Here is a 25,117-nt window from a genome sequence, read left to right on the forward strand (position 1 = left end):
ACACATGTTCGCGTTGACGATCGACCAGCGAGGTTCGCGCCGCGGCGAAGACCTCGTGCCGAGGCTCCTCGCCGCGCTGGCCGACGTCCCGGCCGTCCTCCCGTTCGAGCGGACGGTCGGGGACGAGGTCCAGGGTCTGCTCGACGATGCGGACGCCGTGCTGGCCGCCCTGCTCGTGGTGCTGCGCGACGGGCGCTGGTCGGTCGGGCTCGGCATCGGGTCCGTCGAGCACCCCCTCCCCGCCTCGGCCCGGGCCGCCCGCGGGCAGGCCCTCCTGGACGCCCGCGCCGCGGTCGAGCGGGCCAAGGACGCCGGCGAGGTCCGCCTGGCCGTGGCGTCGGCGTCCGACCCCGTGGCGGCACGCGACGTCGAAGCGCTGGCCCGGCTGATCGGCACCCTCGTCCACCGTCGCACCGAGCGGCAGTGGGCCGTGGTGGACGCCGTGGACGCCGCCCCCACCCAGCGCGCCGCCGCCGAGGCCCTCGGCGTCACCCCGCAGAACGTGTCACAGGCCCTGGCCGCCTCGGCCATCGCGGTCGAGCGCGCGGGTTACCCTGTGCTGGTCCGACTGCTGGAGGAGGCGACGTGACCGTCTGGCTGTCCGCCCTCGTGGTCGCCGCCGCCCTCGCGCTCTCGGTGGGGCTGGGTCTGGCCGTGTCCGTCCTCGTGCTGCGCTGGGCACGCGTGCCCGAACTGGTGCTGCCCGAGTACGAGCGGGACGCCTCGGGTCGCCTCGTCCCGATCCTGTCCACCGCGCCGAAGCCCTCGCGGCCCCTGCTGCGGGGCGGCCTGTGGGTCGGCATCCTCGAACGCCTGGCCATCACCGGCGCGATCATCGCCCAGCACCCCGAGTTGATCGCCGTGGTTGTGGCGGTCAAGGGCCTGGGCCGCTACCCCGAACTGCAGCAGGCGGGCGGCGCCAGCGAGCGGTTCATCATCGGCACGCTCGCGTCGTTCACGGTGGCGGTGGCCGTCGGCCTGGCGGCCGGCGCGGTGCTGCCGTTGTTGCCCTGAACCACCGGCGGTTGCCGCCCTGACTGGGGATTGTGGCTGACCGGGTGATAGAACGGCCGGGTGAGCGACCACAACATCGTCCGCGTGGCGGGGACGGACAGGACTTTCCACCGGCTGAAGATCCTGGTCGTCGTCCTGCTGCCGCTGGCCATGGCCCTGATGGCCGTGTCTGCGGTGAACGTGGCGCTGCCGACCATCGAGTTGGGGCTGGGTGCCACCCCCTCGGACGTGCAATGGATCCTCTCGGGCTACGCGCTCGCGCTCGGCGTCTCCCTCATCCCCGCCGGCCGCGCCGGTGACGTGCTGGGTCGCGGCAGCTGGTTCGTCGCCGGCCTGGTGCTGTTCGTGGTCGCCTCGCTCGCGTGCGGTCTCGCGCCCACCCCTCTCCTGCTGAACGTGGCCCGCATCGTGCAGGGTGTGGGCGCCGGCATCTTTTCCCCGCAGGTCACGGGCATGATCCAGCAGTACTTCACCGGCCAGGGCCGGGCGAAGGCCTTCGCGATGTTCGGGCTGGTCATCTCGGCCTCGGTCGCCGTGGGCCCCGTGCTCACCGGCGCGATCATCCAGGCGCTCGGCCCCGAGGACGGCTGGCGCTGGGCGTTCTTCATCTACATCCCCATCGGCCTGCTGGCCCTGGCGCTCGCGCTGGCCTGGTTCCCGTTCGAGACCGAACGCAAGCGCAGGGCTGCACGTGCCGGGGGCGGGCCGGCGTCCGAGCGCCTTGACCTCGACCCGCTCGGCACCGTCCTGCTGACGCTCGCGATCCTCGCGCTGATGTACCCCTTCATGGCCCACCAACCGTGGGCGTGGTGGCTGCTGCCGCTGGCGCCGGTCGTCCTGTGGCTGTGGGTGCGCTGGGAGCGCGGCTACGCCGCCCGCGGCCGCGCGCCGATGGTCGACATGAACCTGTTCGGGTTCCGCTCGTTCCGCAACGGCATGCTCGTCTCGGGCGTGATGTTCCTCGGCGTGGCCTCCACGTTCGCGGTGCTGGCGCTGTTCCTCCAGAACGGCCTGCACGTGCCCGCGATCGCGGTGGGCCTCATCGGGCTGCCCAACGCGGTCATCAGTGCGTTCTCCTCGATCTGGTCGGTGAAGTACGTGCTGAGCCACGGCCGCCGCCTCATCGTCTGGATGCTCGGGCTGATGGTGCTCGGCACGGCCCTGAGCATCGGCGTCGTCCTGCTGCTGCCGTACGGGGTGCCGTGGTGGGCGCTCGGCGCCACGTTGGCGCTGAACGGGTTCGCCATGGGCGCGATCGGCTCGGCCAACCAGACCCTCTCCCTCCAGGACGTCCCGCACGAGCACGGCGGCACGGCCGGCGGCATCAAGCAGACGGTCGAGCGCATCGGCGCGGCCCTGGGCAACGCGATGATCGTCGGCATCTTCTTCGCTTTCGTGTCGACCGGCTATCCCGGCGCGTTCGTCGCCGCGTACGCCGCGGTCACGGCCTGCGTCATCGCCGCCGCGGCGATCGCGGTGTTCGACGAGCGGCAGCACCACTCGATCAGAAGCTGAAGCCCCGGCCTTCGCCGCGGATTCCCCGGTCAGGATCACCCGCGGGCGGCCGAGGCCGGATGGAAGAGGCCGCTGGCTCAGAACCCCGCCACACGGGCCAGCGCCGCGGCGATGGCGCCCACGATGACGACCACCAGGTAGGGCGCCTTGAGCCACAGCGCGATCGCGGCCGCCACGAGGGCCGCGACGCGGGCGTCCATCACGACGGCCGTGCCGGTCACGAACGTGTTGGCGACGACGAGGCTGGTCAGCAGCCCGACCGTCATGCCGGTGCTGACCGTGGCGACCCACGGGCGGTCGAGCACCGAGTCGGGCACGAGGTAGCCCGCCATCTTCGTGGCGTAGGCGATGCCGCAGGCGATGAGCACCCAGGCCCAGAGCTCGGTCATGCGCCCCTCCGGTGCTGGGCAACGGTAACAGCCGCTGAGACGGCAGCCGCGAGGATGATGGGGATGCCCGGCGGCACGAGCGGAACGGCGACGAGCGTGACGAACGCGGCCGCGATGGCGATGGCGTGGGCGTCCCGGTTGGTCAGGCGCGGCCAGAGCAGGCCGAGGAAGGCCGCGACCGCCGCCCCGTCCAGGCCCCAGGCGGCGGGATCGCCGAGCCGCTCGCCCAGCAGCGCGCCGAGCAAGGTGAAGAGGTTCCAGAGCACCCACACCCCGACGCCCGCGGCCCAGAAGCCGCGGCGGCGCTCGTCGGCGCTGACCTGGGCGACCGCGGTGGCGGTCGACTCGTCGATGGTGAGGTGGGCCTGCAGCGGGCGGACGGCCCGGCGGGGCCGCAGCAGGGCGTTGATCTGGACGCCGTACACCGCATTGCGGAGCCCCAACAGCGAGGCGGCCGTGGCGGCGGCGGCGAGCGATCCTCCGCCGGAGAGGACGCCGATGAAGGCGAACTGCGAGCCGCCGGTGAACATCAGGGCGCTGAGCGCGACCGCCTGCCAGACCGACAGCCCGGCCGCGACGGCCAGCGCCCCGAAGGAGATGCCGTAGAGGCCGACCGCGACGGAGATCGACAGCCCCATCCGGACTGCCGGCGTGAGCCGGGCAGTGGTCGGGGCGAGGCTGGTCACCGGGGTGATGCTAGCCCGCCGGTGTGCAGTTCGAGGCGGCGATCCCATCGCTGGAGCGATGGGATCGCCGCCTCGAACCGCACACCCACCCGGGTGTCAGTCCTCAGGCAGCAGGGTCGTCCCGGGAACGGCGTGGGGCGCGGGCTCCGGCGCCTCGGTGGGCTCGGTCAGCACCGCCTCGACCGCGTGACGCTGGATCTCGCCTGACGCGATCCCTTCGGCGAAGTGGCACGCCACCCGGTGCGACCCGGGCAAGCCCTCGATCGTGACCTGGCGCAGCGCCGGCCGCTCGGTCGAGCACCGGGTCTGCTGCGCCCAGGGGCAACGGGTGTGGAACCGGCAGCCCGAGGGCGGGTTCGCCGGCGACGGCAGGTCGCCCGAGAGCAGGATCCGCTCGCGGGTGTCCTCCACCACCGGGTCCGGCACGGGGATGGCCGACAGCAGCGCCCGCGTGTACGGGTGCAGCGGCATGGCGTACAGGTCGTCGGCCTCCGCCTCCTCGACCAGGGCGCCCAGGTACATCACCCCGATGCGGTCGGAGATGTGCCGCACCACGGCCAGGTCGTGCGCGATGACGAGGTAGGTGAGCCCGAACTCCTCCTGGAGATCCTGCAGCAGGTTGATGACCTGGGCCTGCACCGACACGTCCAGCGCCGAGACGGGCTCGTCGGCCACGATCAGCTCCGGGTCCACCGACAGCGCCCGCGCGATGCCGACGCGCTGCCGCTGGCCGCCGGAGAACTCGTGCGGGTACTTCGACAGGGCCGAGGCGGGCAGGCCGACGGCGTCGAGCAGCTCGACCAGCCGGTCACGCGCCCCCTTCTTGTCGGACGCCAACCCGTGCGCCTGCATGCCCTCCAGGAGCAGCTGCTCGACGGTCTGGCGCGGGTCCAGGCTGCCCAGCGGGTCCTGGAACACCATCTGCATGTGGCGGCGCTGGCGGCGCAGGTCCTCGCCCTTGAGTGTGGCCAGGTCGACACCACCCAACGTCACCGACCCCTCGGTGAGCTCCTCCAGCTGCAGCAGCGCGCGCCCGAAGGTCGACTTGCCACAGCCGGACTCGCCCACCAGCCCGTAGGTCTCCCCGCGCCGGATGGTGAGGTCCATGCCGTCCACGGCGTACACGTGGCCGACCGTCCGGTCGATGAGCAGGCCGCTCTTGATGGGGAAGTGCACCTTCACCCCCCGCGCGTCGACGAGCACCTCGCCGGGGGCGATCCCGGACGCGTCCACGACCTCGGTCATGCCCGGCCCTCCTCGATGCGTTGGCGGTCGGCGGCGGTCAGCGGGTAGTGGCAGCGCAGCAGCCGCAGCCCGCCGTCGGTTCGCGCCTCTTCGTCGGGCAGCAGGTCCGGTGCCACCGTGCGACACTTCTCGCCCTCCTGGTGGCAGCGCGGCGCGAACGCGCACGCGTGGTCCCAGGGGATGTTGTCGGCCACCGACCCGCGGATCGGGAACAGCCGGGCGTCCCGGTCGCCGTCCAGCCGGGGGATCGACCCCAGCAGCCCGCCGGTGTAGGGGTGGCGCGGCTCGGCGAACAGCGGGTGCCGCTTGGCGCGCTCGACGATGCGCCCGCCGTAGAGCACGTTGACGCCGTCGCACAGGCCGGCGACCACGCCGAGGTCGTGGGTGATCATGATCAGCGCCGTGCCCGACTGCTCGACCAGGTCGGTCAACAGCGCGAGGATCTGGGCCTGGATCGTCACGTCCAGCGCGGTGGTCGGCTCGTCGGCGATCAGCAGGCGCGGCTCGCAGGCCAGCGCCATGGCGATCAGCGCACGCTGGCGCATGCCGCCCGAGAGCTGGTGCGGGTACTCCTTCAGGCGCCGGGTGGGGTCGGGAATGCCGACCTTGTCGAGCATCTCGGCCGCCTGCCTGGCCGCCACCGCCCGGTTCTCGCCGCGGTGCCGCGTGATCACCTCGGAGACCTGCACCCCGATCGGGACGACCGGGTTCAGCGACGACAGCGGGTCCTGGAAGATCATCGCCAGTTCCGCGCCGCGCTTGTCGCGCATGGCGGCGTCCGGCAGGGTCAACAGCTCGGTGCCGGCGAAGCGGACCGACCCCGTCACCTGGTTGCCGCGTCGGGCGAGCAGCCGCATGATCGCCAGCGACGTCACCGACTTGCCGCAGCCGGACTCGCCCACCAGCCCGACGACCTCGCCGGGAGCGACGTTGAACGTGACCTTGTCGACGGCCGTGAACGGCTCTTGGCCTTGGCGGGTGAACCGCACCGAAAGGTCGTCGACCTCGAGCAGGGGCGTGCTCATCGCCTCACCTCCTGGACTTCGGGTCGAGCGACTCGCGCAATGACTCACCGACGAGGGTGAAGCCGAGCGCCACCACGATGATGCACAGGGCCGGGTAGACGGCCAGGTGCGGGTGGGAGTCGAAGTACGGTTGGGCGTTGCCGAGCATCTGGCCCCACTCCGGCGAGCGGTCGTCGGGGTTGCCCAGGCCGAGGAACGACAGGGCGGCCGCGTCGATGATCGCCGTGGCCAGCACCAGGGTGGCCTGGACGATCACGGGCCCCATCGCGTTGGGCAACATGTGCCGGAATACGATGGGCCCCTTCCGGACGCCCAGGGCCCGGGCCGCCAGCACGTGGTCGGAGTGGCGTTGCGCCAGCATCGAGCCGCGCAGGAGCCGCGCGAACACGGGGACCTGCACGATCGCGATGGCGAGGATGACGGTCCACTGAGACGGCGAGCGGAACATCGCCGCGATGGAGAAGGCCATCAGCAGCGACGGGATCGACAGCAGCACGTCGACCACGCGCATGACCACGGAGTCGACCCAGCCGCCGAACGCCCCGGCGAGCGTGCCCAGGGTCATGCCGCCGAGCAGGCCGCCGAGCGTGGCCAGAACGCCGACGAGCAACGTCTGGCGCGCGCCCACCATCAGGCGCGACAGCACGTCACGGCCCTGGTAGTCGGCGCCGAGCGGGTGGCCCGGCTGGGGGCCGGGCACGGGGTTGGTCTGGCGGTTCACCTGGTCGATCAGGACGCGGGTGGCCGGGTCGTGTGGCGCGATGAGCGGCGCGACGACGGCCAGGACGATGAACAGCACCACGATGGCGGCCCCGAAGAGGAATACCCAGTCACGGCGCAGGCGGCGCCAGGCCGACATCCACAGGCTGACGCCCTCACCGGACGCCACGCGCCCGGCGTCGCTGACGGCGGTGGCCACGCCACCGCCCGCCGAACCGCCCGAGGAACCGGACGGCGCCGCGGTCGAGGCCAGCGCGTCGAGGCGTGCCTTCTTGTGCGACGGGGTGCCCGGCATCGGGCGACGAGGAGAATCGGTCATGTCAGCCCCTTACCGCACCCGGACGCGCGGGTCGATGGCCGCGTACGCGATGTCGACGACCATGTTGACGAGGATGTAGATGAGGGCGGCCATCATGATCAGCACCTGCAGCACCGCGTAGTCGCGGGTCTCGAAGCCGTAGGCCAGCGCGTGCCCGACGCCCCGGAAGGTGAACACGCGCTCGGTCAGGACGGCGCCCGCGAGCAGCGCGCCGGTCTGCAGGCCGATGGTGGTCACGACGGGGATAAGCGCGTTGCGCAGCACGTGCCGCCCGCGGATCGTCGCGGCGCGCAGGCCCTTGGCCTGGGCGGTGCGGACGTAGTCCTCGTCCAGCACCTCGAGCACCGAGGCGCGCGTGATGCGCAGGATCACCGCGAACGGGATCGAGCTGAGGGCCACGGCGGGCAGGATCAGGTGGCGCAGGGCGTCCCAGGCAGCGTCCCACTCGCGGGTCAGCAGTCCGTCGAGCACGTACATGCCGGTGATGTGGGTGGCGTTGATGCCGACGCTCTGGCGTCCGGAAGGCGGCAGGACGCCGAGCTGAATCGCGAACACGTACTTCAGCGCGAACGCCAGGAAGAACACGGGGACCGCGATGCCGACCAGCGAGAAGAGTACCGACCCGGTGTCGAGGAAGGTGCCGCGGTGGCGGGCGGCGAGGTAGCCCAGCGGGATGCCGAGCAGGATCGCCAGGGTCAGGGCGAAGAAGCTGAGCTCGATGGTCGCCGGGAACCTGGACAGGAAGATCTCGAGCGCGTCGCGTCCGGGCAGGACGCCGGTGGAGACCCCGAACTGGCCCTGCGCGGCCCGCTCGAGGAAGCGCAGGTACTGGATGAAGATCGGCTGGTCGAGGCCGAGCGCCTGCTCCAGTGCGGCGCGGTCCTCGGGGGTGCTGCGCTCGCCGAGGAGCGCGGACACGGGGCCGCCCGGCAGCGAGCGCAGCCAGGCGAACAAGAGGAGGGACAGGACGAAGAGGGTCACGATGGCTTGGAGGAGCCGCCGGACGATGTATCTGCTCACAGGCTCACCAGGAGGAGGAGGAGGCGAGGGCGGGGGCCGTGGGTGCGTGCACCCACGGCCCCCGGGACCTCACTCGGTGATCGTGACCGTGGAGAAGTCCTCCGCGGCCAGCGGGCTGGTCACCAGACCGTTCACGCCGGCGGCCACGACGATGGCCGGCGGGCTGTGGGAGATCGGGAGACCGGGCAGGTACTCCTCGGCGATCTTCTTGTTCAGGTCGGAGACCATCTGGTCGCGCTTGGCGGCGTCCGGCTCGGAGTCGGCGGCCACCAGGGCGTCGGTCAGCTCCTGCGCAAACGGGTAGTTCTTCGTCGCGAAGGCGTTGTCCTGCTTGGTGAAGAAGGTGCCGATGAAGTTGTCGGCCGAGTCGTAGTCACCGGTCCAGCCCAGCAGGAAGGCCGGGGCCTCACCCTGCTCGGTGCCGTCGAGGTAGCCACCGGTCCAGGGCTTGGCGACCGGGTTGATGGTGACACCCACGGCCTCCCAGTCGGAGCGGATGGCCTCGTAGATGGACGCCGGGTCCGGCATGTACGGACGGGTCACCTCGGTGGGCTGCCAGAACTCGAGGGTCAGGTCGGAGTGACCGGCCTCGGCCAGGAGGGCCTTGGCCTTCTCGGGGTCGTGCGGGTACGGCTGCAGCGAGGTGTTGTAGCCGGACACGGCCTTCGGGAAGAACTGGCTCGCGGCCTCGGCGCCCTCGGGCAGCTGCGACTGGACGAGCTGGTCACGGTTGATCGCGTAGGACAGGGCCTGGCGGACGCGGACGTCCTTGAGGGCCTCGTTCTTGGTGGCGTTCAGGCCGACGTAGAGGATGTTGAACGCGGGGCGGATCTCCACCTTCGCGCCGCCGTCCTCGAGTGCCTTCCAGTCAACCGGGTTGGGCAGGTCGTAGCCGTGGATCGTGCCGGCCTGCAGCTCCTGGCGGCGGGTCGACTCGTCGGGGATCGTGCGGATGACCATCTTGGCCACGCCCGCCTTGGTGCCCCAGTAGTCCTCGTTGCGGTTCAGCGTGACCTCGCCTGCGGCGTCGTCGTATCCGCCGAAGGTGAACGCGCCGGTACCGGTCGGGTGCTCGAGGGCGTAGGCCGGGTAGGTGAAGCCGCTGCCCTGCGCCTGGACATTGTTGGCGTCGTACTTCTCGTGCGCCGTCGGGCTCTGGATGGCGTACGCGCCGTGGGCGAGGATGTCGGGGAACTTCGAGGTGACGCGGGTGACCTTGACCGTGGCGGTCATGCCGTCGGCGGTGCAGGACTCGAACAGCGAGTCCTTGTCGGTCTGGTCGGCGAAGCCACCGAAGTTGTTGTTCCAGTAGTAGGTCACCGCGGAGCTCTGGGCGGCGCCGGTCTGGTTGTACCAGCGGTCGAAGTTCGCGCACACCGCCGCGGCGTCGAGGTCGGTGCCGTCGTGGAACGTGACGCCCTCGCGGATCTTGAACGTCCAGGTGAGGCCGTCCTCGGAGCCCTCGTAGGACTCCGCGAGCCCGGGGCCCGTCTTCGCCTCGCCGGGGAGGAAGTCGAGCAGCTGCTCGTAGATCTGGCGGGTGACGCGGAACGTCTCACCGTCGGAGGCGTAGAAGGGGTCGAACAGCTTGGGGGCGCCAGCGGCGCCGAAGATGAAGGTGGCGTCGGCATTGGCGTTGCCAGAGTCGGACCGGGCGGCCGTGGCACCCGTCGTACCTTGCGGTGCCGACGTCGTCGGGGTCCGCTGCGACTCCGCGCAGGCGGACAGGCCGACTGCGAGGGCCAGCGCGCCAGCGACGGCGACCAGCTTGCGGTTGGGCATCGGTGATGTCCTCTCGTTCGGGGGGCCGGCCCGGGTCCGGCCCAGCGATTGGGGTCAACCCAAGCAGAGTGGTTGAACAGCCCTCCACCAACCGCGCCATCTCGTGACCCAATTGAAACGCAGCTAGGCTCGCTTCGTGCTCCTGTCTGACCGCGACATCGCTGCCCAGATCGAGGCCGGGCGCGTCCGGCTCGACCCGTTCGACGCGGACCTCGTCCAGCCCTCCAGCATCGACGTGCGACTGGACCGCTACTTCCGGCTGTTCGACAACCACAAGTACCCCTTCATCGACCCCGCCGAGGAGCAGCCCGAGCTGACCCGGTTGGTCGAGGTCGACGCCGACGAGCCGTTCATTCTGCACCCCGGGGAGTTCGTGCTCGCCAGCACGCTGGAGCAGGTGACGCTGCCCGACGACATCGCCGCGCGCGTGGAGGGCAAGTCCTCCCTCGGGCGCCTCGGGCTGCTGACCCACGCGACCGCCGGGTTCGTCGACCCCGGCTTCACCGGCCACGTCACCCTCGAGCTCAGCAACGTCGCCACGCTGCCGATCAAGCTGTGGCCGGGCATGAAGATCGGGCAGCTGTGCTTCTTCCGGCTCAGCTCGGCCGCCGAGCACCCGTACGGGACGAGCCGGCGCGGCTCCCACTACCAGGGTCAGCGCGGGCCGACGGCCTCGCGTTCGTTCGAGGGCTTCAGGCGGACGCCTCCGGCGTGAGCTGGGCGGCCAGCACCGCCAGCATGCCGGGGGTCAGCAGGCCCTCGGCCAACTGCTGCTGGGTCAGCGCGTAGTAGTAATCGGCCTCCTCGGAGCCGTGCGGCCAGCGGTTCAGCTCGAACAACGTGAAGCCGTGCAGCGACGTCCAGACCGTGATGATGAGCGCGGTCGGGTCGGTACGCCGCAGGACGCCCTGGGCCATGAGTGACTCCACCAACGCGATGACCCGGGCCATGTCCTCCTCGCCGAGGGCGATCGGGCCGCCGTCCTCGAAGGTCAGCCGGTAGAGGTCGGGATGGCGGCGCGCCCAGGCGCGGTAGCGGCGCCCTGCCGCGCCGAAGGCGTCCAGGCTCTCGTCGGGCTCGTCGAACAGGACGACGTGGGCGAGCAGCTCGGCCCGGGCCAGCTCGATGACCGCCTCCATCAGGGCGTCCTTGCCGCCGAAGATCGAGTAGATGGCGTTCGTCGAGGTGCCGCACCGGGCGGCGAGCTCACGCAGGGAGACGTGCTCGGAGGCATGGGTGCGCAGACGCTCCAGCGCCGCCGCGACGAGTCGGTCGCGGAGGTCCTCCGGGTAGGTCTTGGTCCGAGGCACGGCGAAACTGTACGACGGTCAGTCGGACTCGCTCGCCACGCCGTTCAGGGCGTGACGGCCGATGGCGGTGAGCCACGGGTGGTCGTCGCTCATCGTGGTGAGGATGAGGCCCAGGTGCAGCGCCCAGGCCTTGGCTCGGGTCCACGTGGCCGAGTCCACGGCCCCGCCCTCGTCGATCTGGCCGCGGAACGCGGCGCGTCCGGCATCGTCGAAGGTGAGCCAGGCTGTGGCGAGGTCGCAGGCGGGGTCGCCAGCGGTCATGTCACCCCAGTCGATGACGCCCGCGAGCTGGCCGTCGTCGCCGCGCAGCATGTTGTGGGGGTGGAGGTCGCCGTGGACCCAGGCGTCCACGCCGTCGAAGTCGGGGGCCGCGACCCAGGCCTCCCACCGCGGCTGCAGCGCGTCGGCCAGGTCACGCGAGCCGGCCTCGGTCAGCTGGGCGAGGCGGTCGCGGACGCGTTCGGCCGTGGCCGGCGTGGCCAGCGAGCCGCCGCGCGCCGGGTTGACCGGGGCGGACGCCGGCGCGGGCACGTGCAGCGACCAGAGGAAGTCGGCCAGTTGGGGCGCGAACGACGTGCGCTCGGCGACGGGGACCGACGAGACCGGCGTGCCCTGGATGAACTCGACCACCGCCCAAGGGCGACCGAACGCCTGCGAGGGGGTGCCGACGACGATCGGCTGGGGCGTCCGGAGCGTGACGAACTGCCCCAGCACCGGGAGCCAGCGCACCTCGTTCGCGATCAACGGCACTGCGGCTTCCCGGCGCGGCAGCCGGACGGCCAGCGTCTCGCCGAGGCGGTAGGTGTCGTTGTCCCAGCCACTGGCGTGCGGGCGGATGGGGAGGTCGGCGAGTGCCGGGGCCTGGGCGGCCAACAGGGTCGCCACGAGGTCGACGGACGTGGCGAGGTCGGCAGAGGGTGCGAGGGCCATGCATCCATTGGACGCCCCGGGGGCCCCGTGCCCCAAGAACTTGCGGTGGGTTGCAGCGGGAGGCGGCCCCCGGGCCGGTTCGCCGGGTGCGGCATGATGGGCGGTATGAGCGTCCTGGAGGCGGCCGTGCGCGCCAACCGCATCGTGGTCGAAGTGCCGCGCACCGGCGTCGAGGACTGGGTGGTGGCCGCCGAGGTGCTCCTCCAGGAGGGGCTGGGCGCCTGGGCCTTTCCCGTGGAGCTGGTGCACCTCCTGCCCGAGGTGCTGGCCCTGCACGGCCATCGCGCGCGCGTGGGGGTGTGCGGTGTGACGGACGCCGAGGGCGTCCGGACGGCTGTGGCGGCGGGGGCGCACTTCGTGCTCGCCCCCGTCTCCGGCAGCGACCTGCTGGCGGGGGCGGGGGAAGTGCCGCTCCTGACCGGCGGGTTGACCCCGCAGGAGGTGGCGGACGTGCTCCGGACCGGCGCCGATACCGCCCTCGTGGCGCCGGCGGACGCTCTGGGTGCCGCCTACGCCCGCTCCCTGCCGCCGCTGTTCCCTGCGGCCTCCCTGGTGCCGTGGGGGAGGCTCGAGCGCTACCAGTGCGACATGTGGTTCCAGGCCGGGGCGTCGGCGGCCGTGGTGTCCGAGGTGATCCTCCGTCCCGAGGACGGCGCGGGGGCCAACGCGCCCGACGAGGTGGCCCGGCGGGCGGCTTCGTTCCGACCATTGAATGTCAACTGAGCGAATCCTGAGCATCCCCGATTTGACCCTGAGAAAATCTCAGCTAAGTTAGTGCTGTCTCAGTCTCAAGCAATCGGAGTCACACGATGTACGAAGCCCGACGTGCCGCGGATCCCCAGGCCGCCCCGTCCGACGCTGCCGCTGCCTTCGTGGTGCCCGCGCGCCGCGCGGCCCGCTCCCGCGGAGACTTCCTCCGCACCCGCGTCGCCCCGACGGCCGTCTCCGTGGCGCTGCTCGCGACGTCCGGCGCCTTCGCGCTGAACCTCCGCGCCACCGAGGAGGCCACCGCCACCCCCGCCCCCGTGCGTGCCGCCGACCCCGTCAGCCGCGACACCGCCCGCACCCTCGTCGAGACGACCGAGGAGGCCCCGGCTGAGGAGGCCCCCGCCGAGGAGGCCCCGGCCGAGGCCGTCGAGGTCGTGGCGACCGAGGGCGCCGAGGCGTTCATCGGTGGCCAGTGGGCCGCCGCGATCGGCGCCCCCGCCGGCACCAAGTTCACGCAGACCGACGTCGTCGTCCGCGCCCAGGCCTCCGGCGACGCCGCCAAGCTCGGCACCGTCTCCGAGGGCGACAAGGTTGCGATCCTGGACAGGACCGCCAACGGCTTCCGCCAGATCAAGTTCGGCAGCACTGTCGGCTACGTGCTCGACTCGAAGCTTGGCAACAAGGCCCCGGTGAAGAAGGAGGCCCCGAAGACCGAGGCCGCCGCCCCCAAGGAATCGACCAAGGAATCGACCACGGCCGCCCCCGCCAAGGAGAGCGCCTCCAAGAAGGAGGCCGCGGCTCCCCAGGAGACGAACCTGCCGGCGCCCGGCAAGTCGGTCCTGGGGCTGAAGCCCCGCGCCATGGTCGTCTACAACGCCGTCACCGCCCGCTGGTCGTTCGCGGCCATCGGTGGCTACCGCGCCACCAACAACCGCTCGAACCACGGCTCCGGCGGCGCGATCGACTTCATGACCTACAAGGACTCCGCCAAGGGCTGGGCCGTCGCCAAGTACGTGGCCGCCAACGCCGATGCGTTCAAGGTCGACCACATCATCTTCGAGCAGAAGATCTGGACGCCCTACAAGCCCTATTGGCGCCCCATGGCTGACCGTGGTTCCATCACGGCGAACCACTACGACCACGTGCACGTCTCCGTGAAGCTCTGACCTTCCGGCCCTGAACTGCCCGGCCCCCGACGCGAACACGCGACGGGGGTCGGAGCATGTCCACCCCCATCCGCCGAGAGCCCCGTGTTTACCCGCCGAGAGCCCCGGGTTTACCCGCCGAGAGCCCCGCGTTTTTCGGTCGAGAGCCCCAGTTCTGTCCGCCGACAGCCCCTCCCTTGGGCGAGACCCCGGCAGGTCGACGTGCCGAGCCCTAGGCTGGCGTCCATGAGTGATGTCACCAAGACCGATGCCTGGGGCAAGCTCGCCCAGATCAAGGACACCTTCACCCCCGACCTGCGCGGCTGGTTCGAGGCGGACCCGAACCGCGCCGAGACGTACACGCGCACTGCGGGCGACCTGCACGTGGACCTGTCGAAGAACCTCGTGAACCAGGCCGTCCTCGAGGCGCTGGTCGAACTCGCCGACGAGGTCGACCTTGCCGGCAAGCGCGACGCGATGCTGTCGGGTGTCCACATCAACAACACCGAGGACCGCGCGGTCCTGCACACCGCTCTGCGGCGTCCGCGCACCGACCAGCTCACCGTCGACGGCCAGGACGTGGTGGCCGACGTCCACGCCACCTTCGACAAGGTCTACGCGTGGGCCGACAAGGTGCGCTCGGGGGAGTGGAAGGGCGTCACGGGTCAGCCGATCAAGACCGTCGTGAACATCGGCATCGGCGGTTCCGACCTGGGGCCGGTCATGGTGTACGAGGCGCTCAAGCCGTACAAGCAGGAGGGCCTGGAGTGCCGCTTCGTCTCCAACATCGACCCCAGTGACGTCTACGAGAAGACCGTCGACCTCGACCCCACGACCACGCTGTTCATCGTGGCGTCCAAGACCTTCACGACGCTGGAGACCATCACGAACGCCAACATGGCGCGCGCGTGGCTGCTGGACGCCCTCGAGCAGGGCGGCGCGATCGACGGGTCGGACGCCTCGCGCACCGACGCCATCGCCAAGCACTTCGTGGCGGTCTCCACCGCTCTGGACAAGGTCGCGGACTTCGGCATCGACCCCGAGAACGCCTTCGGCTTCTGGGACTGGGTCGGCGGGCGCTACTCGGTCGACTCGGCCGTCGGGGCGGCCGTGGTGGTCGCCATTGGCAAGGAGAACTTCGAGGACTTCCTCGCCGGCTTCCACGCCATCGACACCCACTTCGCCGAGACGCCGTGGCGCGACAACGTGCCTGCGCTGATGGGCCTGCTGAACGTGTGGTACGTCAACTTCTTCAAGGCGCAGAGCCACGCCGTGCTCCCTTACGCGCAGTACCTGCACCGCTTCGCGGCCTACCTGCAGCAGTTGACGATGGAGTCCAACGGCAAGGGCGTGAAGGCGGACGGCACTCCGGTCACCACCGAGACCGGCGAGGTCTTCTGGGGCGAGCCGGGCACCAACGGCCAGCACGCGTTCTACCAGCTGATCCACCAGGGGACGCAGCTGATCCCCGCCGACTTCATCGCCGTGGCCACCCCGCACCGCCCGCTCAAGGACGGCGGCCAGGACGTCCACGAGCTGTTCCTGGCGAACTTCTTCGCCCAGACCAAGGCGCTCGCGTTCGGCAAGACCGCCGACGAGGTGCGCGCCGACGGCGTGGCTGAGGAGCTCGTGTCCGCCAAGGTGTTCCAGGGCAACCGCCCGACGACCTCCATCATGGCGCCGGCGCTGACGCCGTCTGTGGTCGGCCAGCTGATCGCGCTGTACGAGCACATCACGTTCACCCAGGGCGTGGTGTGGGGCATCAACAGCTTCGACCAGTGGGGCGTCGAGCTGGGCAAGGTCCTCGCCAAGCAGATCACCCCGGCCATCGGCGGCGACGCCGAGGCCCTTGAGGCCCAGGACCCGTCCACCAAGGCCCTCATCGAGTACTACCGGGCGAACCGGGCCTGATCGCGGGTGCCCGACTACCTGGAGGTCAACCGAGCGAACTGGGACGCCCGCGCCGACGTCCACGTGGGCCCGGGCGGATACCGGCTGGATGCGATCGAGGACCCGGCCTGGATCTCCCAGGCGGTCGCCTTCGACCGCCCGCTGTTGGGGGACCTGACCGGGGCCCACGGCGTCCACCTGCAGTGCCACATCGGCACCGACACGATCAGTCTCGCCCGACTCGGCGCGCACATGACCGGCGTCGACCTGTCGCCGCGCTCGCTTCACCACGCCCGCACGATCGCGGCGCGGGCGCGGGTGGCGGTCGACTACGTCGAAGCTGACCTCTACTCCGCCCCCGAGGCCCTCGACGGACGCACCTTCGACCTCGTCTACACCGGCATCGGCGCCCTGTGCTGGCTACCCGACATCGGGCGCTGGGGCACCACGGTCGCGCGGCTCCTGCGCCCCGGCGGACGACTCTTCGTCCGCGACGCCCATCCCGTCCTCAACGCGCTCGGTGCCGTCCGGGTGGGGGAGCAGCACGAGTACTGGGCCGAGGCGTCCGACCGCCTCACCCCCCTCGGTGACTGGACGCCGTCGCTCGAGTTGCCCTACTGGACACCCGCCGAGGGCACCGTGTGGCACGACGGGGTCTCCTACACCGGCGAGGGCACGGTCGCGAGCCCGGCCTCGGTGGAGTGGAACCACGCGTTGTCGGAGATCGTCATGGCGGTGATCGACGCCGGCCTCGCCCTGGAGTTGCTGGCCGAGCACGACTCGCTGCCCTGGGATGCCCTCCCCGGCCTCATGGTCGCCGACGAGCGGGGCGAGTACAGCCTTGCCGACCGGCCCGAACGACTGCCGGCGTCGTTCACCCTCATCGCTGCGCGCGCGGCTTGTAACAGCTGAGGGGGTTCCTCCCGCGTCGTCGTCGTGACAACGGTGAGTGTCGCGCACTCAGGTGAGTGACACGCCCCTGCGGCACCCGGGCCACCGCGACGCCCGGGTAACCTCGACGCCGTGAGCACCCGCCAGCGCCCCCGTCGCCCCGTCCTGCGGGCGGTGGGGGCGCTGGTCGCCCTCGCCGGACTCGGCGCGCTCGCCATCGGCGGTCCGGCTCTCTGGACCCGCGCCATGGCCCACGACCGCAACCTCACGGCGTCCCAGGCGCCGGCGCGCGACGTGGCGATCATCTTCGGCGCCGAGATGTACCCCTCGGGGCGGCCCAGCCCCTACCTCAAGGCGCGACTCGACCTCGGCGTCCGGCTCTACCAGGAGGGCAAGGCGAAGGTGCTCATGGTGTCGGGCGACAACGCCCCCGAGCACCACCGCGAGTCGACCAACATGAAGCGGTACCTGGTGGCGCAGGGCGTCCCGGCCGAGCGCGTCGTCGAGGACGAGCACGGCTACGACACCTACGACACCTGCGTGCGCGCCCGTGACGTCTTCGGCGTCACCGAGGCGTTGCTGGTGAGCCAGCGCTACCACCTGCACCGTGCGGTCGCGACCTGCCGGGCCGTCGGCGTGGACGCCGTGGGCGTCGGCGACGTCTCGGTCAAGCGCACCTCCAAGCGCTGGGACGAGTTCGCGCAGCGCGAGCTCGGCGCCAACCTCAAGATGGTCTGGGACCTCACGACCCGCCGCACCCCCAACCTCGAGGGTGACCCCGAGGCCGTCAGCGCGGCGCTGGGTCGCTGACCGTCGACCGCGTGAAGGCGTCCTTCGGCACGCCCACCAGCAGCAGCAGAGCGCACACCGCGGCCGTCAGGCCGCACAGGCCCCAGACCACGAGGTAGCCCGACAACGGAGCTGCGGTGCGGCCGGCCTCCACCGCCGCCTCCGACACCCCGTGGAACAGCGCCACCCCGAACACCGCCGACGCGATCCGCCGAGGGCTCGGGTTGGATACGCCCAAGGCGCCGGTCCCGTGCGTCGAGGGCGTGGGCGCCCAAGCCGTCGGCGGGGGTCCGACCGCAAACAGGGCTCCAACTTTGGTGCGAACTCACCCGCGTGGCTTGGGTCGAGGGCTTCATCCCTTCGTGCCGGGTAGCGGATTCTCAGGAAATGTGGCGACCGAGCGGGTTGGATGGGGCCATGGAACCACCCCCGTAACCCCCTCACCCGCCGTCGACTCCTCACCCTCACCGGTGTGGCCGCCGCCGGTGCCGTGCTGTCATCCTGCTCGTCAGCCACCCCCACGACCACCGCCCCAGCCACGACACCCGCCATGAGCCCCACGGCCGCAGGTGCGCCGCCCACGTCCGACGTTCCCGACAGCCCGACCCCCGACCAGGCGCTGGCCCTGCTCAAGGAGGGCAACGCTCGGTTCGCCGCAGCGCAATCCCAGCCCATCAACGAGTCTGTGGGCCGCCGGGCCGAGGTCGCGACGGGACAGTCCCCGTTCGCGACGATCGTGTCCTGCGTCGACTCCCGGGTGCCCCCGGAGCTCGTCTTCGACCACGGCCTCGGTGACCTGTTCGTCGTGCGCTCGGCCGGGCAGGTGCTCGACAAGGCCATCGTCGGTAGCGTCGAGTACGGGATGGACCACCTGCACGTCCCCCTCATCGTCGTGGCCGGCCACTCGGCGTGCGGTGCGGTCACCGCAGCAGTCGAGGCGGCCGGATCCGGGGGCCATGCCCCGGGCGACATCGCCTACCTCGTCGAGGAGATCACACCTGCCGTCGAGGCGGTGAAGGGGCAGGGGGGTGACACGGTGTCCCTGGCCATCGCCGAGCAAGCCCGCTCGGTCGCCCGGGAACTCTCCGAGAACACAATCATCGCCAAGGCGATCGCCGACGGCAAGGTGAAGGTGGTCAGCGCCGTCTACGACCTGAACTCCGGCAAGGTCGACTTCCACTCCTGACCCCCGCCGACAGCCCAAAACACGGGCTGTCGGCGCCCGGAACGCAGGCTCTCGGCGCGTCGGCGGTGTGGGAGAATGTTGAGCATGCAATCGCTCGCCTCCCTGCTCACGTCGCGGGTCGAGGCCGCCGCCGGTGTCGACCCGGAGATGCGGCCCGCCACGAAGCCCCAGTTCGGCCACTTCCAGAGCAACGTGGCGCTGCGCCTGGCCAAGGCAGAGGGGCGCCCCCCGCGTGACGTCGCCGCCGACCTGATCACCCGCATCGACGTCGCCGACCTGTGCGAGCCGCTCGAGGTCGCCGGGCCCGGGTTCATCAACTTCCGCATTCGCTCCGAGGTGCTGGCGCGGGCGGCGTCCGACCTGCTCGCGGATCCCCACACCGGCATCGACCAGGCGGACGCCCCGCAGAAGATCGTCATCGACTACAGCTCGCCGAACGTGGCCAAGCAGATGCACGTCGGCCACCTGCGCACGACGATCATCGGCGACTGCTTCAACCGCGTCCTGACCGCGACGGGCCACAGCGTCCTGCCGCAGAACCACATCGGCGACTGGGGGCGCCAGTTCGGCATGCTCATCGAGCAGACCCTGGACGAGGGCCTCGACCTCAGCACCCTCGACCTTGCAGGCGCCGAGGAGCTCTACAAGCGCGCCAACGAGCGCCTCAAGGCCGACGAGTCCTTCGCCGACCGTGCCCGCAACCGGGTGGTCGCGCTGCAGGCCGGAGACGAGCAGACCCGCGCGATCTGGCAGCGCCTCATCGACGTCTCCAAGGTGGGCTTCAACGAGACCTACCACCGCCTTGGCGTGCTCCTGACCGACGAGCACATCGCGGGCGAGTCGTCCTACAACCACCTGCTGGAGGACGTCTGCACCGACCTCGAGCAGCGCGGCATCGCCGTGGTCGACGACGGTGCGCTCGTGGTGTTCGTCGACGGCTTCGACGCCCCGGCGATCCTGCGCAACCGGCACGGCGGTTACGGCTACGACGTCACCGACGTCGCCGCGCTGAAGTACCGCGCCGAGACGCTGGGGGCCGACCGCCTGATCTACGTCACGGACGCCCGCCAGCGCAACCACTTCGAACTCGTGTTCGCGGTGGCGCGCAAGGCCGGCTACATCCCCGACTCGTTGGTCACCGAGCACGTCGGCTACGGCATGGTGCTCGGACGCGACGGGCGTCCGTTCTCCACCCGTGAGGGCACGGCCGCCTACCTCATCGACCTGCTGGACGCCGCGGAGGAGCATGTCACCCGGCCGGTCGCGCTGGCGGCGATCAAGTACGCCGACCTGTCCAACCAGCTGCAGAAGGACTACGTCTTCGACGCCGAGCGGATGACCGCGACGACCGGCGACACCGGGCCCTACCTGCAGTACGCCCACGCGCGCGCCAACCAGATCCTGCGCCGCGCCGAGGCGGACGGCATCGCCTGGTCGACCATCACGGTGCTGGACGAGCCCGCCGAGCAGGCGCTGGCGCTGCTGCTGTCGCGGTTCGGGGAGATCGTCGCGCTCGTCGCCGAGGACCTCCAGCCGCACAAGCTGTGCACCTACCTGTTCGACCTGGCCACGGCCATGAGCTCGTTCTACGAGCAGTGTCCGGTGCTGAAGTCGGAAGGCGAGGTGCGGGCGTCCCGCCTCGCGCTGTGCGCGACGACGAAGAAGGTGCTGGCCACGGGCCTCGGCCTGCTCGGCATCGAAGCCCCCGACCAGATGTGACGCCTACTTTTTCTTGTCCTTCTTCGCCTTCTTGGCCTCGCTCTTGATCTTCTCGGGGGCCATGCGCTTCATGTCCTCGGGCGTCAGGTCCTTGAGCTCGTCGGGGTTGGCGAGGCGGTCGACCGCCAGCCAGGCAGCGCCGACGATGCCGGCCGCGTTGCGCAGGTGGGCGGGCACGATCGGGGTCTTGAGCTTCAGCAGCGGCAGGAACTTCTGGGCGTTCTTCGATACCCCGCCCCCGACCACGATCAGGTCGGGCCAGGTCAGGAACTCGAGGCGCTCGTAGTAGGGCTGGAGGCGCTCGGTCGCCCAGGTTTCGTAGGAGAGCTCCTCGCGGTCCTTGACGGACGCCGCGGCCTGCGGCTCGGCGTCGGCGCCGTTCATCTCGATGTGGCCGAGCTCCTGGTTCGGGATGAGAACGCCCTTGTGGATCACTGCGGTGCCGATGCCCGTGCCGAGCGTGGTGACGATGACCAGGCCAGGGTGGTCCTTGGCCGCGCCCCAGCGTACCTCGGCGATGCCCGCGGCGTCCGCGTCATTGACGAGCGTGATCGGACGGCCGAGGGCTTCTTCGAAGATGCGCTCGGCCGGGGCGTCCACCCACGAGGGGTCGATGTTGGCGGCCGAACGGGTGATGCCGTGGGTGACGACCGCGGGCACGGTGATGCCGATGGGGGCGTCTCCCAGCTCGGCGGAGAAGTGGTCGGCGATCTGCTTCACGATGGCGGCGACGGCCTCGGGCGTGGCCGGCCGAGGCGTCGGGATGCGCAGGCGGTCGACGGCGAACTCGCCCTTCTTGAGGTCAACGATGGCCCCCTTGATGCCGGAGCCGCCGATGTCGATGCCGAGTGCGTACCGCGTGTTCATGGGGGCAACCCTACTGGTGCGGGCGGTCACTCTGTCGAGGGCGCGGACCCGGTCGGGACCGGTGCCGGGAGCAGGGCGGGCAGGGGAGCGGTGGTGGGCGTCCAGATGTCCGGCGCGCCGGCCAGGACGACGCCGGCCGGGTCGGCCTCCACCACGGCGTCCCGCAGGCCCGGCGGGTCGAGCAGCTCGGCGACCCGTGAGGTGCGAGCACGGTCCATCTCGGCGAACGCGAGCGCGCGGGCGTGTGTCTCCCCGAGGTGGTTGACCGAGTTCGCGTCGAACATGTCGGTGGTCGTCGTGAGCACGCTCGCCAGGCCGAGGCGGCGCTCGAAGGGGCCCTGGCTGATCGTCACCGACTGCAGGCGGGCGTGCGGCACGATGAACTGGCGGCGGTGCAGCCACCCCGACCGGCCGACCAGCACGCGGTCGTCGGCGGCGTACCCCTGCCACTCCCACTGCAGCGGGTCGAGCCAACGGGCGCGCTCGGGCGTCCGGGTGAACTGGAGCTGGTCGAGCTCCAGGCCGGGCCACAGCGCCGCCAGGGCGACCTGCACCTGGGCGGGCGTGCCGAACGGCAGGTAGATCAGCGAGGTGCCGAGTTCGTCGCTGTCCTCGTCGCCCACGCCGAGGATCGTCACGTCGAGGCGCGCCCGGCCGAGCCAGCGCCAGATCAGCGGCTGTTGCGTCTGGACGGCCTGCACCCGGTGGGTGGGAATCGTCTGCGAGCGCAGCGTGAAAAGGCCGCGGGTGATGCGCAGGCCGGCGGGCGTCCGGGCCAGGGTGTAGTTGAACTGCTCGAACAGTCGCTTTGACAGGTAGCTGAACAGGGCGAACGCCAGGCCCACCATGCCGCCGCCCAACGCCAGCGTCGACCAGTCGAACACCGCGCCGAGGATCCACGGCAGCGTGAAGCCGAGAGCGATCAGCGGCATGTCGAGGGTCGCGAATGCGCTCAGGATGATCTCGCCCGGCGTCAGGCGCACCAGCACGTGGTCGCCGGTGGCCGAGTCGTCCCAGGCGGACGCGCCACGCCCCGGCTCGGCGGTCGTCGCCGTGCGCCCGTGCGCCCGGGCCATCAGATAGTCGCGGATCTCGGTCGCCCGGGCCCGCTTCAGGTACTTCAGGGACGCGCCGCCCTCGGCGCCCACGTCGATCTGCACCTGCGCCAGCCCCAGCAGGCGGGCCGCGAAGGGCTGGGTGACGTCGACCGACTGGATGCGGCTGAACGCGATGCGTTGGCTCTCCTGGAAGGCGCCGGTGTTCTCGAGCCGAAACTCGCGGTCGTCGATGACGAACCGGTTCGTCCACCATGACCAGTAGCCGAACCCGAGGCCGACCGCGACGCCGGCGGCGGCGACGTAGACCCACCACGGCGCCGACGTCAGCAACTCCTCGAGCTTGTCGACGTCCTCCCAGAGTGGGTCGCCCTGCAGGAACGACGTGACCACGTACCAGCCGAGGGCCACCACGCCGATCCACAGTCTGACCAGCGGGCTGAGCGGGTGCATCCGCTCCTCGATGACGGGCACGGACGCCCCGGGCGCGGCCTCGGCGCCGGGCGGCCCGGGCGGGGGCAGGAAGTCGCTCACAGCCCCGACCCCTCGGCGTCGCTGAGCTCGATGATGAGGTCGCGCAGTGCCTTGGCCTCGTCGGAGGGAAGCCCCGGCACGGTGGCGCTCGCGCCGGCCGTGACGAGCTCGACCGTCGACAGCCCGAAGGCCTGCATGAGGGGGCCGGAGCTGACCTTGGCCACCTGCATGCGGCCGAAGGGGATGACCTCCAGGCGGCGGAACATCAGGCCGCTGACCACGCAGAGGTCCTTCTCGCGGCGGGCCCAGCCGAGCGCGGCCACGTACCGGCGCGAGCGGAAGAACAGCCACAGCCACCAGGCCAGCCCCAGCGCGAGCCACGCGACGGCGACCCAGCGGACGGGCTCCTCGGGCGGGACGAGGAACCAGATGGCGACCGACGCAGGGATGAACAGGATCGCCAGCCAGATCGACGAGGTGATGCGCTTGACGGCGGTCAGCTTGGGGGAGACGCGACGCCAGGCGTCCGACGGGGGAGCGAAGGGCTCGACCGCGCGGTCGGGGAGGCCGTCCAGGCTGGGGTCGGGGACAAACGGCGTCCTTGCCGGTTCGGCTGCGAGCGGCGCTGGCACGGGCTGGGCGAGCGGGGGTTCCGGGGTGGGGGACGCCGCGGGGGTGGGCGCCGTGAACTCGGGCTGCTGGGACTGCATGCCCCACACCCTAGGAGGTCGGGCCGACGTTCCGACCCGTCATCCGGCGCGACCAAGGTCGATCGCCTGTCAGCGGCGGCGCTGCTTGCCCTTGGCGTCGATGCCACCGAACATCACGAACCCCTTGAGCACGATCGTGGGCGCCCCGGGTGCGGGGTTGATGTTCTTCACGTCCGTGCCGCCGAAGATGGCGACCGTCTCGTTGCGGACGTTCACGCCCTCGGGAACGATCACTTCCACGCCCCCGAAGGCGCAGAAGACGTTGAGCGTGGTGACGTCCGAGGCGTAGGTGGCGTCGCGGAAGTCGAACGACGACCCACCGAACAGGGTGACGTTGGAGATGTTGCGGCGCGCGCGCCACGAGCCGGCCCGCTCCATGCCGCCGAAGATCGCGAACGTGGTCTCCGCCTCGTTGGTGTCGCCCGAGCGGTCCACGGTGGGGGCGCCGGCGGAAGAGAAGGCGCCGACGGCACGTCCGGGGTTGGAGCCGGGGATGAGGTCGGCGGTGAGCCCTCGGAGGTCGTCGAAGGTCTTGGCCTCCATCGCCTGGGCAAGGCGGGCGTCGTGCTCGTCGCGGCTGAGGCGTCCCTCGGCGTAGGCGGCCGACAGCAGGTCGGTCACGATGGCGCGGTCGGAATCCGCAGCACGCATGTGGCCGGGGAAGCGGTGGGGCTCGGGGTAGGCGTCGCTCATGGGGCCAACCTAACCCCGTTGTTCGGCCCAATCGATGGCGCCCAACCGCTTCGGGGGAGACACCGGGGTGACCCCTGAGCGGTGATGTGCGACGTTGGGTGCCGGATGGCTATGATGGCGGGGTTGCGCGAGAAACACGCGGGCGTAGCTCAATGGTAGAGCGCCAGCTTCCCAAGCTGGACACGCGGGTTCGATTCCCGTCGCCCGCTCCAAACGAACAGTGGTTGTCACGGTGCAGTTCATGCCAGGTCCGATCCACGACTCACACCCTCGCCCTCGTCGTCGTGCCCTCTACGTGCCCAATCGGTGCCCAATTGGGCCTCCGCGAGCGCGTCCATGCCCTCCGCAATGGCGCGGTCCCGGTCCGCTGTCCGATGCTGGTGGACCAGCGCAGCATGGAGGTGTACTGTCGCCGGCTGAGCAGGCGGACCTGGCTGATGGGGACAGCTTCGACACGGAGGCCTTGTTCGCGGCCACGATGACGCAACGCGAATCCACGGAGAACATTTCCTACCTGGCGTTCACCGCCACTCCGAAGCCGAAGACGATGGAGTTGTTCGGAACAGCCGATCCAGACGACTTTGCTGACGATGGCACGCCCAAGCCGAAGGCGTTCCGTCTCTACTCGATGCGGCAGGCAATCTGAACCGCCCCAGATTCAGTGGAGGTGCGTGTTGTCCCGGGACCAGCTGGTTCTGGGCGGTTCACATGTCCGATCCGCCCCACGAATCCGCTCAGGGAAGTTCCACCCAGCGTTCGAAGCCACGATCGGCTTTGGCTGATGCCTCTCAGGGCTGCGCCTACGACTTCGCGACGAACCGCACGAGGGGAAATTCCGGCATCCTGCGCCTCCGCGACTGGCGCTCGGGTTGCCCCGTCATTACCTCGGCGGTGCATTCATGCATGGTGAGGCCCCGGCGCACCCCTCAGGATTTCCCCGTATCTGCCGGCTACAAGGCCAGATGCTATTCGCGATGAGAAGGTGAGGGGTGGAGGACTCCATGAGTTCATCAGGGGCCAGTGCCCTGTTCTGCC

At 70.8% G+C, this 25,117-nt stretch carries 26 protein-coding genes and 1 tRNA gene; 13 read left to right on the forward strand and 14 right to left on the reverse strand.

Annotation, left to right across the window (positions count from 1 at the left end; translation table 11 throughout):
- Window positions 1–4: 4 nt before the first annotated feature.
- From ET989_RS01630 to ET989_RS01640, 3 genes are read left to right on the forward strand one after another with little or no spacing between them, the layout of a single operon-like run.
- The gene (locus tag ET989_RS01630; RefSeq protein WP_131166798.1) at window positions 5–589 is read left to right on the forward strand and encodes a hypothetical protein; all 585 of its coding nucleotides are present in this window, start codon (window positions 5–7) and stop codon (window positions 587–589) included.
- Window positions 586–1,014 carry a hypothetical protein gene (locus tag ET989_RS01635; RefSeq protein WP_131166799.1) on the forward strand — a complete coding sequence of 143 codons (429 nt, stop codon included), beginning with the start codon at window positions 586–588 and terminating at the stop codon, window positions 1,012–1,014. Before ET989_RS01630 ends, ET989_RS01635 begins: the two co-directional genes overlap by 4 nt.
- A 60-nt stretch (window positions 1,015–1,074) precedes the next feature.
- On the forward strand, window positions 1,075–2,529 hold the full coding sequence (locus ET989_RS01640) for an MFS transporter (RefSeq protein WP_206662171.1): 1,455 nt from the start codon (window positions 1,075–1,077) through the stop codon (window positions 2,527–2,529).
- Window positions 2,530–2,606: 77 nt separating this feature from the next.
- On the opposite strand, the gene ET989_RS01645 is transcribed toward ET989_RS01640, so the two are convergent.
- From ET989_RS01645 to ET989_RS01675, 7 genes are all read right to left on the reverse strand, one after another.
- Window positions 2,607–2,918, reverse strand: a complete 312-nt coding sequence (locus ET989_RS01645) for an AzlD domain-containing protein (protein WP_131166800.1) — start codon at window positions 2,916–2,918, stop codon at window positions 2,607–2,609.
- Entirely contained in the window at window positions 2,915–3,604 is a 690-nt protein-coding gene (locus ET989_RS01650; protein ID WP_241656163.1) for an AzlC family ABC transporter permease, read from the reverse strand. The genes ET989_RS01645 and ET989_RS01650 overlap by 4 nt, the downstream gene beginning before the upstream one ends.
- Before the next feature lie 96 nt (window positions 3,605–3,700).
- The gene (locus tag ET989_RS01655; RefSeq protein ID WP_131166801.1) at window positions 3,701–4,849 is read right to left on the reverse strand and encodes an ABC transporter ATP-binding protein; all 1,149 of its coding nucleotides are present in this window, start codon (window positions 4,847–4,849) and stop codon (window positions 3,701–3,703) included.
- Window positions 4,846–5,874, reverse strand: coding sequence for an ABC transporter ATP-binding protein (locus ET989_RS01660; protein WP_131166802.1), 1,029 nt, complete (start codon window positions 5,872–5,874; stop codon window positions 4,846–4,848). Before ET989_RS01660 ends, ET989_RS01655 begins: the two co-directional genes overlap by 4 nt.
- Before the next feature lie 4 nt (window positions 5,875–5,878).
- Window positions 5,879–6,913: an ABC transporter permease gene (locus tag ET989_RS01665; RefSeq protein ID WP_241656164.1), complete on the reverse strand. Its 1,035-nt coding sequence runs from the start codon at window positions 6,911–6,913 to the stop codon at window positions 5,879–5,881.
- A 9-nt stretch (window positions 6,914–6,922) separates the two neighbouring features.
- Window positions 6,923–7,933 carry an ABC transporter permease gene (locus ET989_RS01670; RefSeq protein WP_131166803.1) on the reverse strand — a complete coding sequence of 337 codons (1,011 nt, stop codon included), beginning with the start codon at window positions 7,931–7,933 and terminating at the stop codon, window positions 6,923–6,925.
- 69 nt (window positions 7,934–8,002) lie between these two features.
- Window positions 8,003–9,715, reverse strand: a complete 1,713-nt coding sequence (locus ET989_RS01675; RefSeq protein WP_131166804.1) for an ABC transporter substrate-binding protein — start codon at window positions 9,713–9,715, stop codon at window positions 8,003–8,005.
- 136 nt (window positions 9,716–9,851) lie between these two features.
- On the opposite strand from ET989_RS01675, the gene dcd reads away from it, so the two are divergent.
- Window positions 9,852–10,430, forward strand: a complete 579-nt coding sequence (gene dcd / locus ET989_RS01680; protein ID WP_131166805.1) for a dCTP deaminase — start codon at window positions 9,852–9,854, stop codon at window positions 10,428–10,430.
- Here dcd and ET989_RS01685 read toward each other — a convergent pair.
- Both ET989_RS01685 and ET989_RS01690 read right to left on the reverse strand, forming a co-directional pair.
- A complete protein-coding gene (locus ET989_RS01685) occupies window positions 10,408–11,025 on the reverse strand; it encodes a TetR/AcrR family transcriptional regulator (RefSeq protein ID WP_131166806.1) in 618 nt (205 codons plus the stop codon). The two genes, dcd and ET989_RS01685, sit on opposite strands and share 23 nt — an antisense overlap.
- 18 nt (window positions 11,026–11,043) lie before the next feature.
- Window positions 11,044–11,955 (reverse strand): aminoglycoside phosphotransferase family protein, encoded by a 912-nt coding sequence (locus ET989_RS01690; protein ID WP_131166807.1) that lies wholly within the window; start codon window positions 11,953–11,955, stop codon window positions 11,044–11,046.
- 105 nt (window positions 11,956–12,060) lie between these two features.
- Here ET989_RS01690 and ET989_RS01695 point away from each other — a divergent pair, with 105 nt between their 5' ends.
- From ET989_RS01695 to ET989_RS01715, 5 genes are all read left to right on the forward strand, one after another.
- Entirely contained in the window at window positions 12,061–12,678 is a 618-nt protein-coding gene (locus ET989_RS01695; protein ID WP_165489978.1) for a beta/alpha barrel domain-containing protein, read from the forward strand.
- Window positions 12,679–12,764: 86 nt separating this feature from the next.
- Entirely contained in the window at window positions 12,765–13,829 is a 1,065-nt protein-coding gene (locus ET989_RS01700; RefSeq protein WP_131166809.1) for an SH3 domain-containing protein, read from the forward strand.
- Window positions 13,830–14,054: 225 nt separating this feature from the next.
- A complete protein-coding gene (gene pgi, locus ET989_RS01705) occupies window positions 14,055–15,719 on the forward strand; it encodes a glucose-6-phosphate isomerase (protein ID WP_421958201.1) in 1,665 nt (554 codons plus the stop codon).
- A gap of 6 nt (window positions 15,720–15,725) precedes the next feature.
- A complete protein-coding gene (locus ET989_RS01710) occupies window positions 15,726–16,610 on the forward strand; it encodes a class I SAM-dependent methyltransferase (RefSeq protein WP_131166810.1) in 885 nt (294 codons plus the stop codon).
- Window positions 16,611–16,721: 111 nt separating this feature from the next.
- The gene (locus ET989_RS01715; RefSeq protein ID WP_206662172.1) at window positions 16,722–17,399 is read left to right on the forward strand and encodes a SanA/YdcF family protein; all 678 of its coding nucleotides are present in this window, start codon (window positions 16,722–16,724) and stop codon (window positions 17,397–17,399) included.
- On the opposite strand, the gene ET989_RS01720 is transcribed toward ET989_RS01715, so the two are convergent.
- Window positions 17,377–17,565, reverse strand: a complete 189-nt coding sequence (locus tag ET989_RS01720; RefSeq protein WP_131166811.1) for a hypothetical protein — start codon at window positions 17,563–17,565, stop codon at window positions 17,377–17,379. The genes ET989_RS01715 and ET989_RS01720 overlap by 23 nt on opposite strands.
- A gap of 363 nt (window positions 17,566–17,928) precedes the next feature.
- Between ET989_RS01720 and ET989_RS01725 the strand changes: the two genes are divergently transcribed.
- Together ET989_RS01725 and argS are read left to right on the forward strand one after the other, a co-directional pair.
- On the forward strand, window positions 17,929–18,564 hold the full coding sequence (locus ET989_RS01725; protein WP_131166812.1) for a carbonic anhydrase: 636 nt from the start codon (window positions 17,929–17,931) through the stop codon (window positions 18,562–18,564).
- Between the two features lie 84 nt (window positions 18,565–18,648).
- Entirely contained in the window at window positions 18,649–20,283 is a 1,635-nt protein-coding gene (gene argS / locus ET989_RS01730; protein ID WP_131166813.1) for an arginine--tRNA ligase, read from the forward strand.
- 3 nt (window positions 20,284–20,286) lie between these two features.
- Here argS and ppgK read toward each other — a convergent pair whose 3' ends face one another.
- The 4 genes from ppgK to ET989_RS01750 form a co-directional block, all read right to left on the reverse strand.
- Window positions 20,287–21,150, reverse strand: a complete 864-nt coding sequence (ppgK, locus tag ET989_RS01735; protein ID WP_131166814.1) for a polyphosphate--glucose phosphotransferase — start codon at window positions 21,148–21,150, stop codon at window positions 20,287–20,289.
- Between the two features lie 26 nt (window positions 21,151–21,176).
- Window positions 21,177–22,739 carry a PH domain-containing protein gene (locus tag ET989_RS01740; RefSeq protein ID WP_131166815.1) on the reverse strand — a complete coding sequence of 521 codons (1,563 nt, stop codon included), beginning with the start codon at window positions 22,737–22,739 and terminating at the stop codon, window positions 21,177–21,179.
- Window positions 22,736–23,389 carry a PH domain-containing protein gene (locus tag ET989_RS01745; protein ID WP_131166816.1) on the reverse strand — a complete coding sequence of 218 codons (654 nt, stop codon included), beginning with the start codon at window positions 23,387–23,389 and terminating at the stop codon, window positions 22,736–22,738. Before ET989_RS01745 ends, ET989_RS01740 begins: the two co-directional genes overlap by 4 nt.
- Window positions 23,390–23,458: 69 nt before the next feature.
- The gene (locus ET989_RS01750; protein WP_131166817.1) at window positions 23,459–24,082 is read right to left on the reverse strand and encodes a DUF1707 SHOCT-like domain-containing protein; all 624 of its coding nucleotides are present in this window, start codon (window positions 24,080–24,082) and stop codon (window positions 23,459–23,461) included.
- Between the two features lie 138 nt (window positions 24,083–24,220).
- Between ET989_RS01750 and ET989_RS01755 the strand changes: the two genes are divergently transcribed.
- Both ET989_RS01755 and ET989_RS14760 read left to right on the forward strand, forming a co-directional pair.
- Window positions 24,221–24,294, forward strand: a tRNA-Gly gene (locus ET989_RS01755).
- 266 nt (window positions 24,295–24,560) lie between these two features.
- Window positions 24,561–24,728 (forward strand): hypothetical protein, encoded by a 168-nt coding sequence (locus tag ET989_RS14760; protein ID WP_165489979.1) that lies wholly within the window; start codon window positions 24,561–24,563, stop codon window positions 24,726–24,728.
- Window positions 24,729–25,117 lie beyond the last annotated feature (389 nt).

The organism is Propioniciclava sinopodophylli, from assembly GCF_004324755.1.
Lineage (GTDB): Bacteria > Actinomycetota > Actinomycetes > Propionibacteriales > Propionibacteriaceae > Propioniciclava > Propioniciclava sinopodophylli.

Coding starts and splice junctions, on each gene's coding strand:
- ET989_RS01645 (WP_131166800.1), bottom strand. CDS start 2,918: ATGACCGAGCTCTGGGCCTGGGTGCTCATCGCCTGCGGCATCGCCTAC.
- ET989_RS01675 (WP_131166804.1), bottom strand. CDS start 9,715: ATGCCCAACCGCAAGCTGGTCGCCGTCGCTGGCGCGCTGGCCCTCGCA.
- ET989_RS01745 (WP_131166816.1), bottom strand. CDS start 23,389: ATGCAGTCCCAGCAGCCCGAGTTCACGGCGCCCACCCCCGCGGCGTCC.
- ET989_RS01750 (WP_131166817.1), bottom strand. CDS start 24,082: ATGAGCGACGCCTACCCCGAGCCCCACCGCTTCCCCGGCCACATGCGT.
- pgi (WP_421958201.1), top strand. CDS start 14,055: ATGAGTGATGTCACCAAGACCGATGCCTGGGGCAAGCTCGCCCAGATC.
- ET989_RS14760 (WP_165489979.1), top strand. CDS start 24,561: ATGACGCAACGCGAATCCACGGAGAACATTTCCTACCTGGCGTTCACC.
- ET989_RS01660 (WP_131166802.1), bottom strand. CDS start 5,874: ATGAGCACGCCCCTGCTCGAGGTCGACGACCTTTCGGTGCGGTTCACC.
- ET989_RS01655 (WP_131166801.1), bottom strand. CDS start 4,849: ATGACCGAGGTCGTGGACGCGTCCGGGATCGCCCCCGGCGAGGTGCTC.
- ET989_RS01665 (WP_241656164.1), bottom strand. CDS start 6,913: ATGACCGATTCTCCTCGTCGCCCGATGCCGGGCACCCCGTCGCACAAG.
- argS (WP_131166813.1), top strand. CDS start 18,649: ATGCAATCGCTCGCCTCCCTGCTCACGTCGCGGGTCGAGGCCGCCGCC.
- ET989_RS01725 (WP_131166812.1), top strand. CDS start 17,929: ATGAGCCCCACGGCCGCAGGTGCGCCGCCCACGTCCGACGTTCCCGAC.
- ET989_RS01630 (WP_131166798.1), top strand. CDS start 5: ATGTTCGCGTTGACGATCGACCAGCGAGGTTCGCGCCGCGGCGAAGAC.
- ET989_RS01695 (WP_165489978.1), top strand. CDS start 12,061: ATGAGCGTCCTGGAGGCGGCCGTGCGCGCCAACCGCATCGTGGTCGAA.
- ET989_RS01700 (WP_131166809.1), top strand. CDS start 12,765: ATGTACGAAGCCCGACGTGCCGCGGATCCCCAGGCCGCCCCGTCCGAC.
- ET989_RS01690 (WP_131166807.1), bottom strand. CDS start 11,955: ATGGCCCTCGCACCCTCTGCCGACCTCGCCACGTCCGTCGACCTCGTG.
- ppgK (WP_131166814.1), bottom strand. CDS start 21,150: ATGAACACGCGGTACGCACTCGGCATCGACATCGGCGGCTCCGGCATC.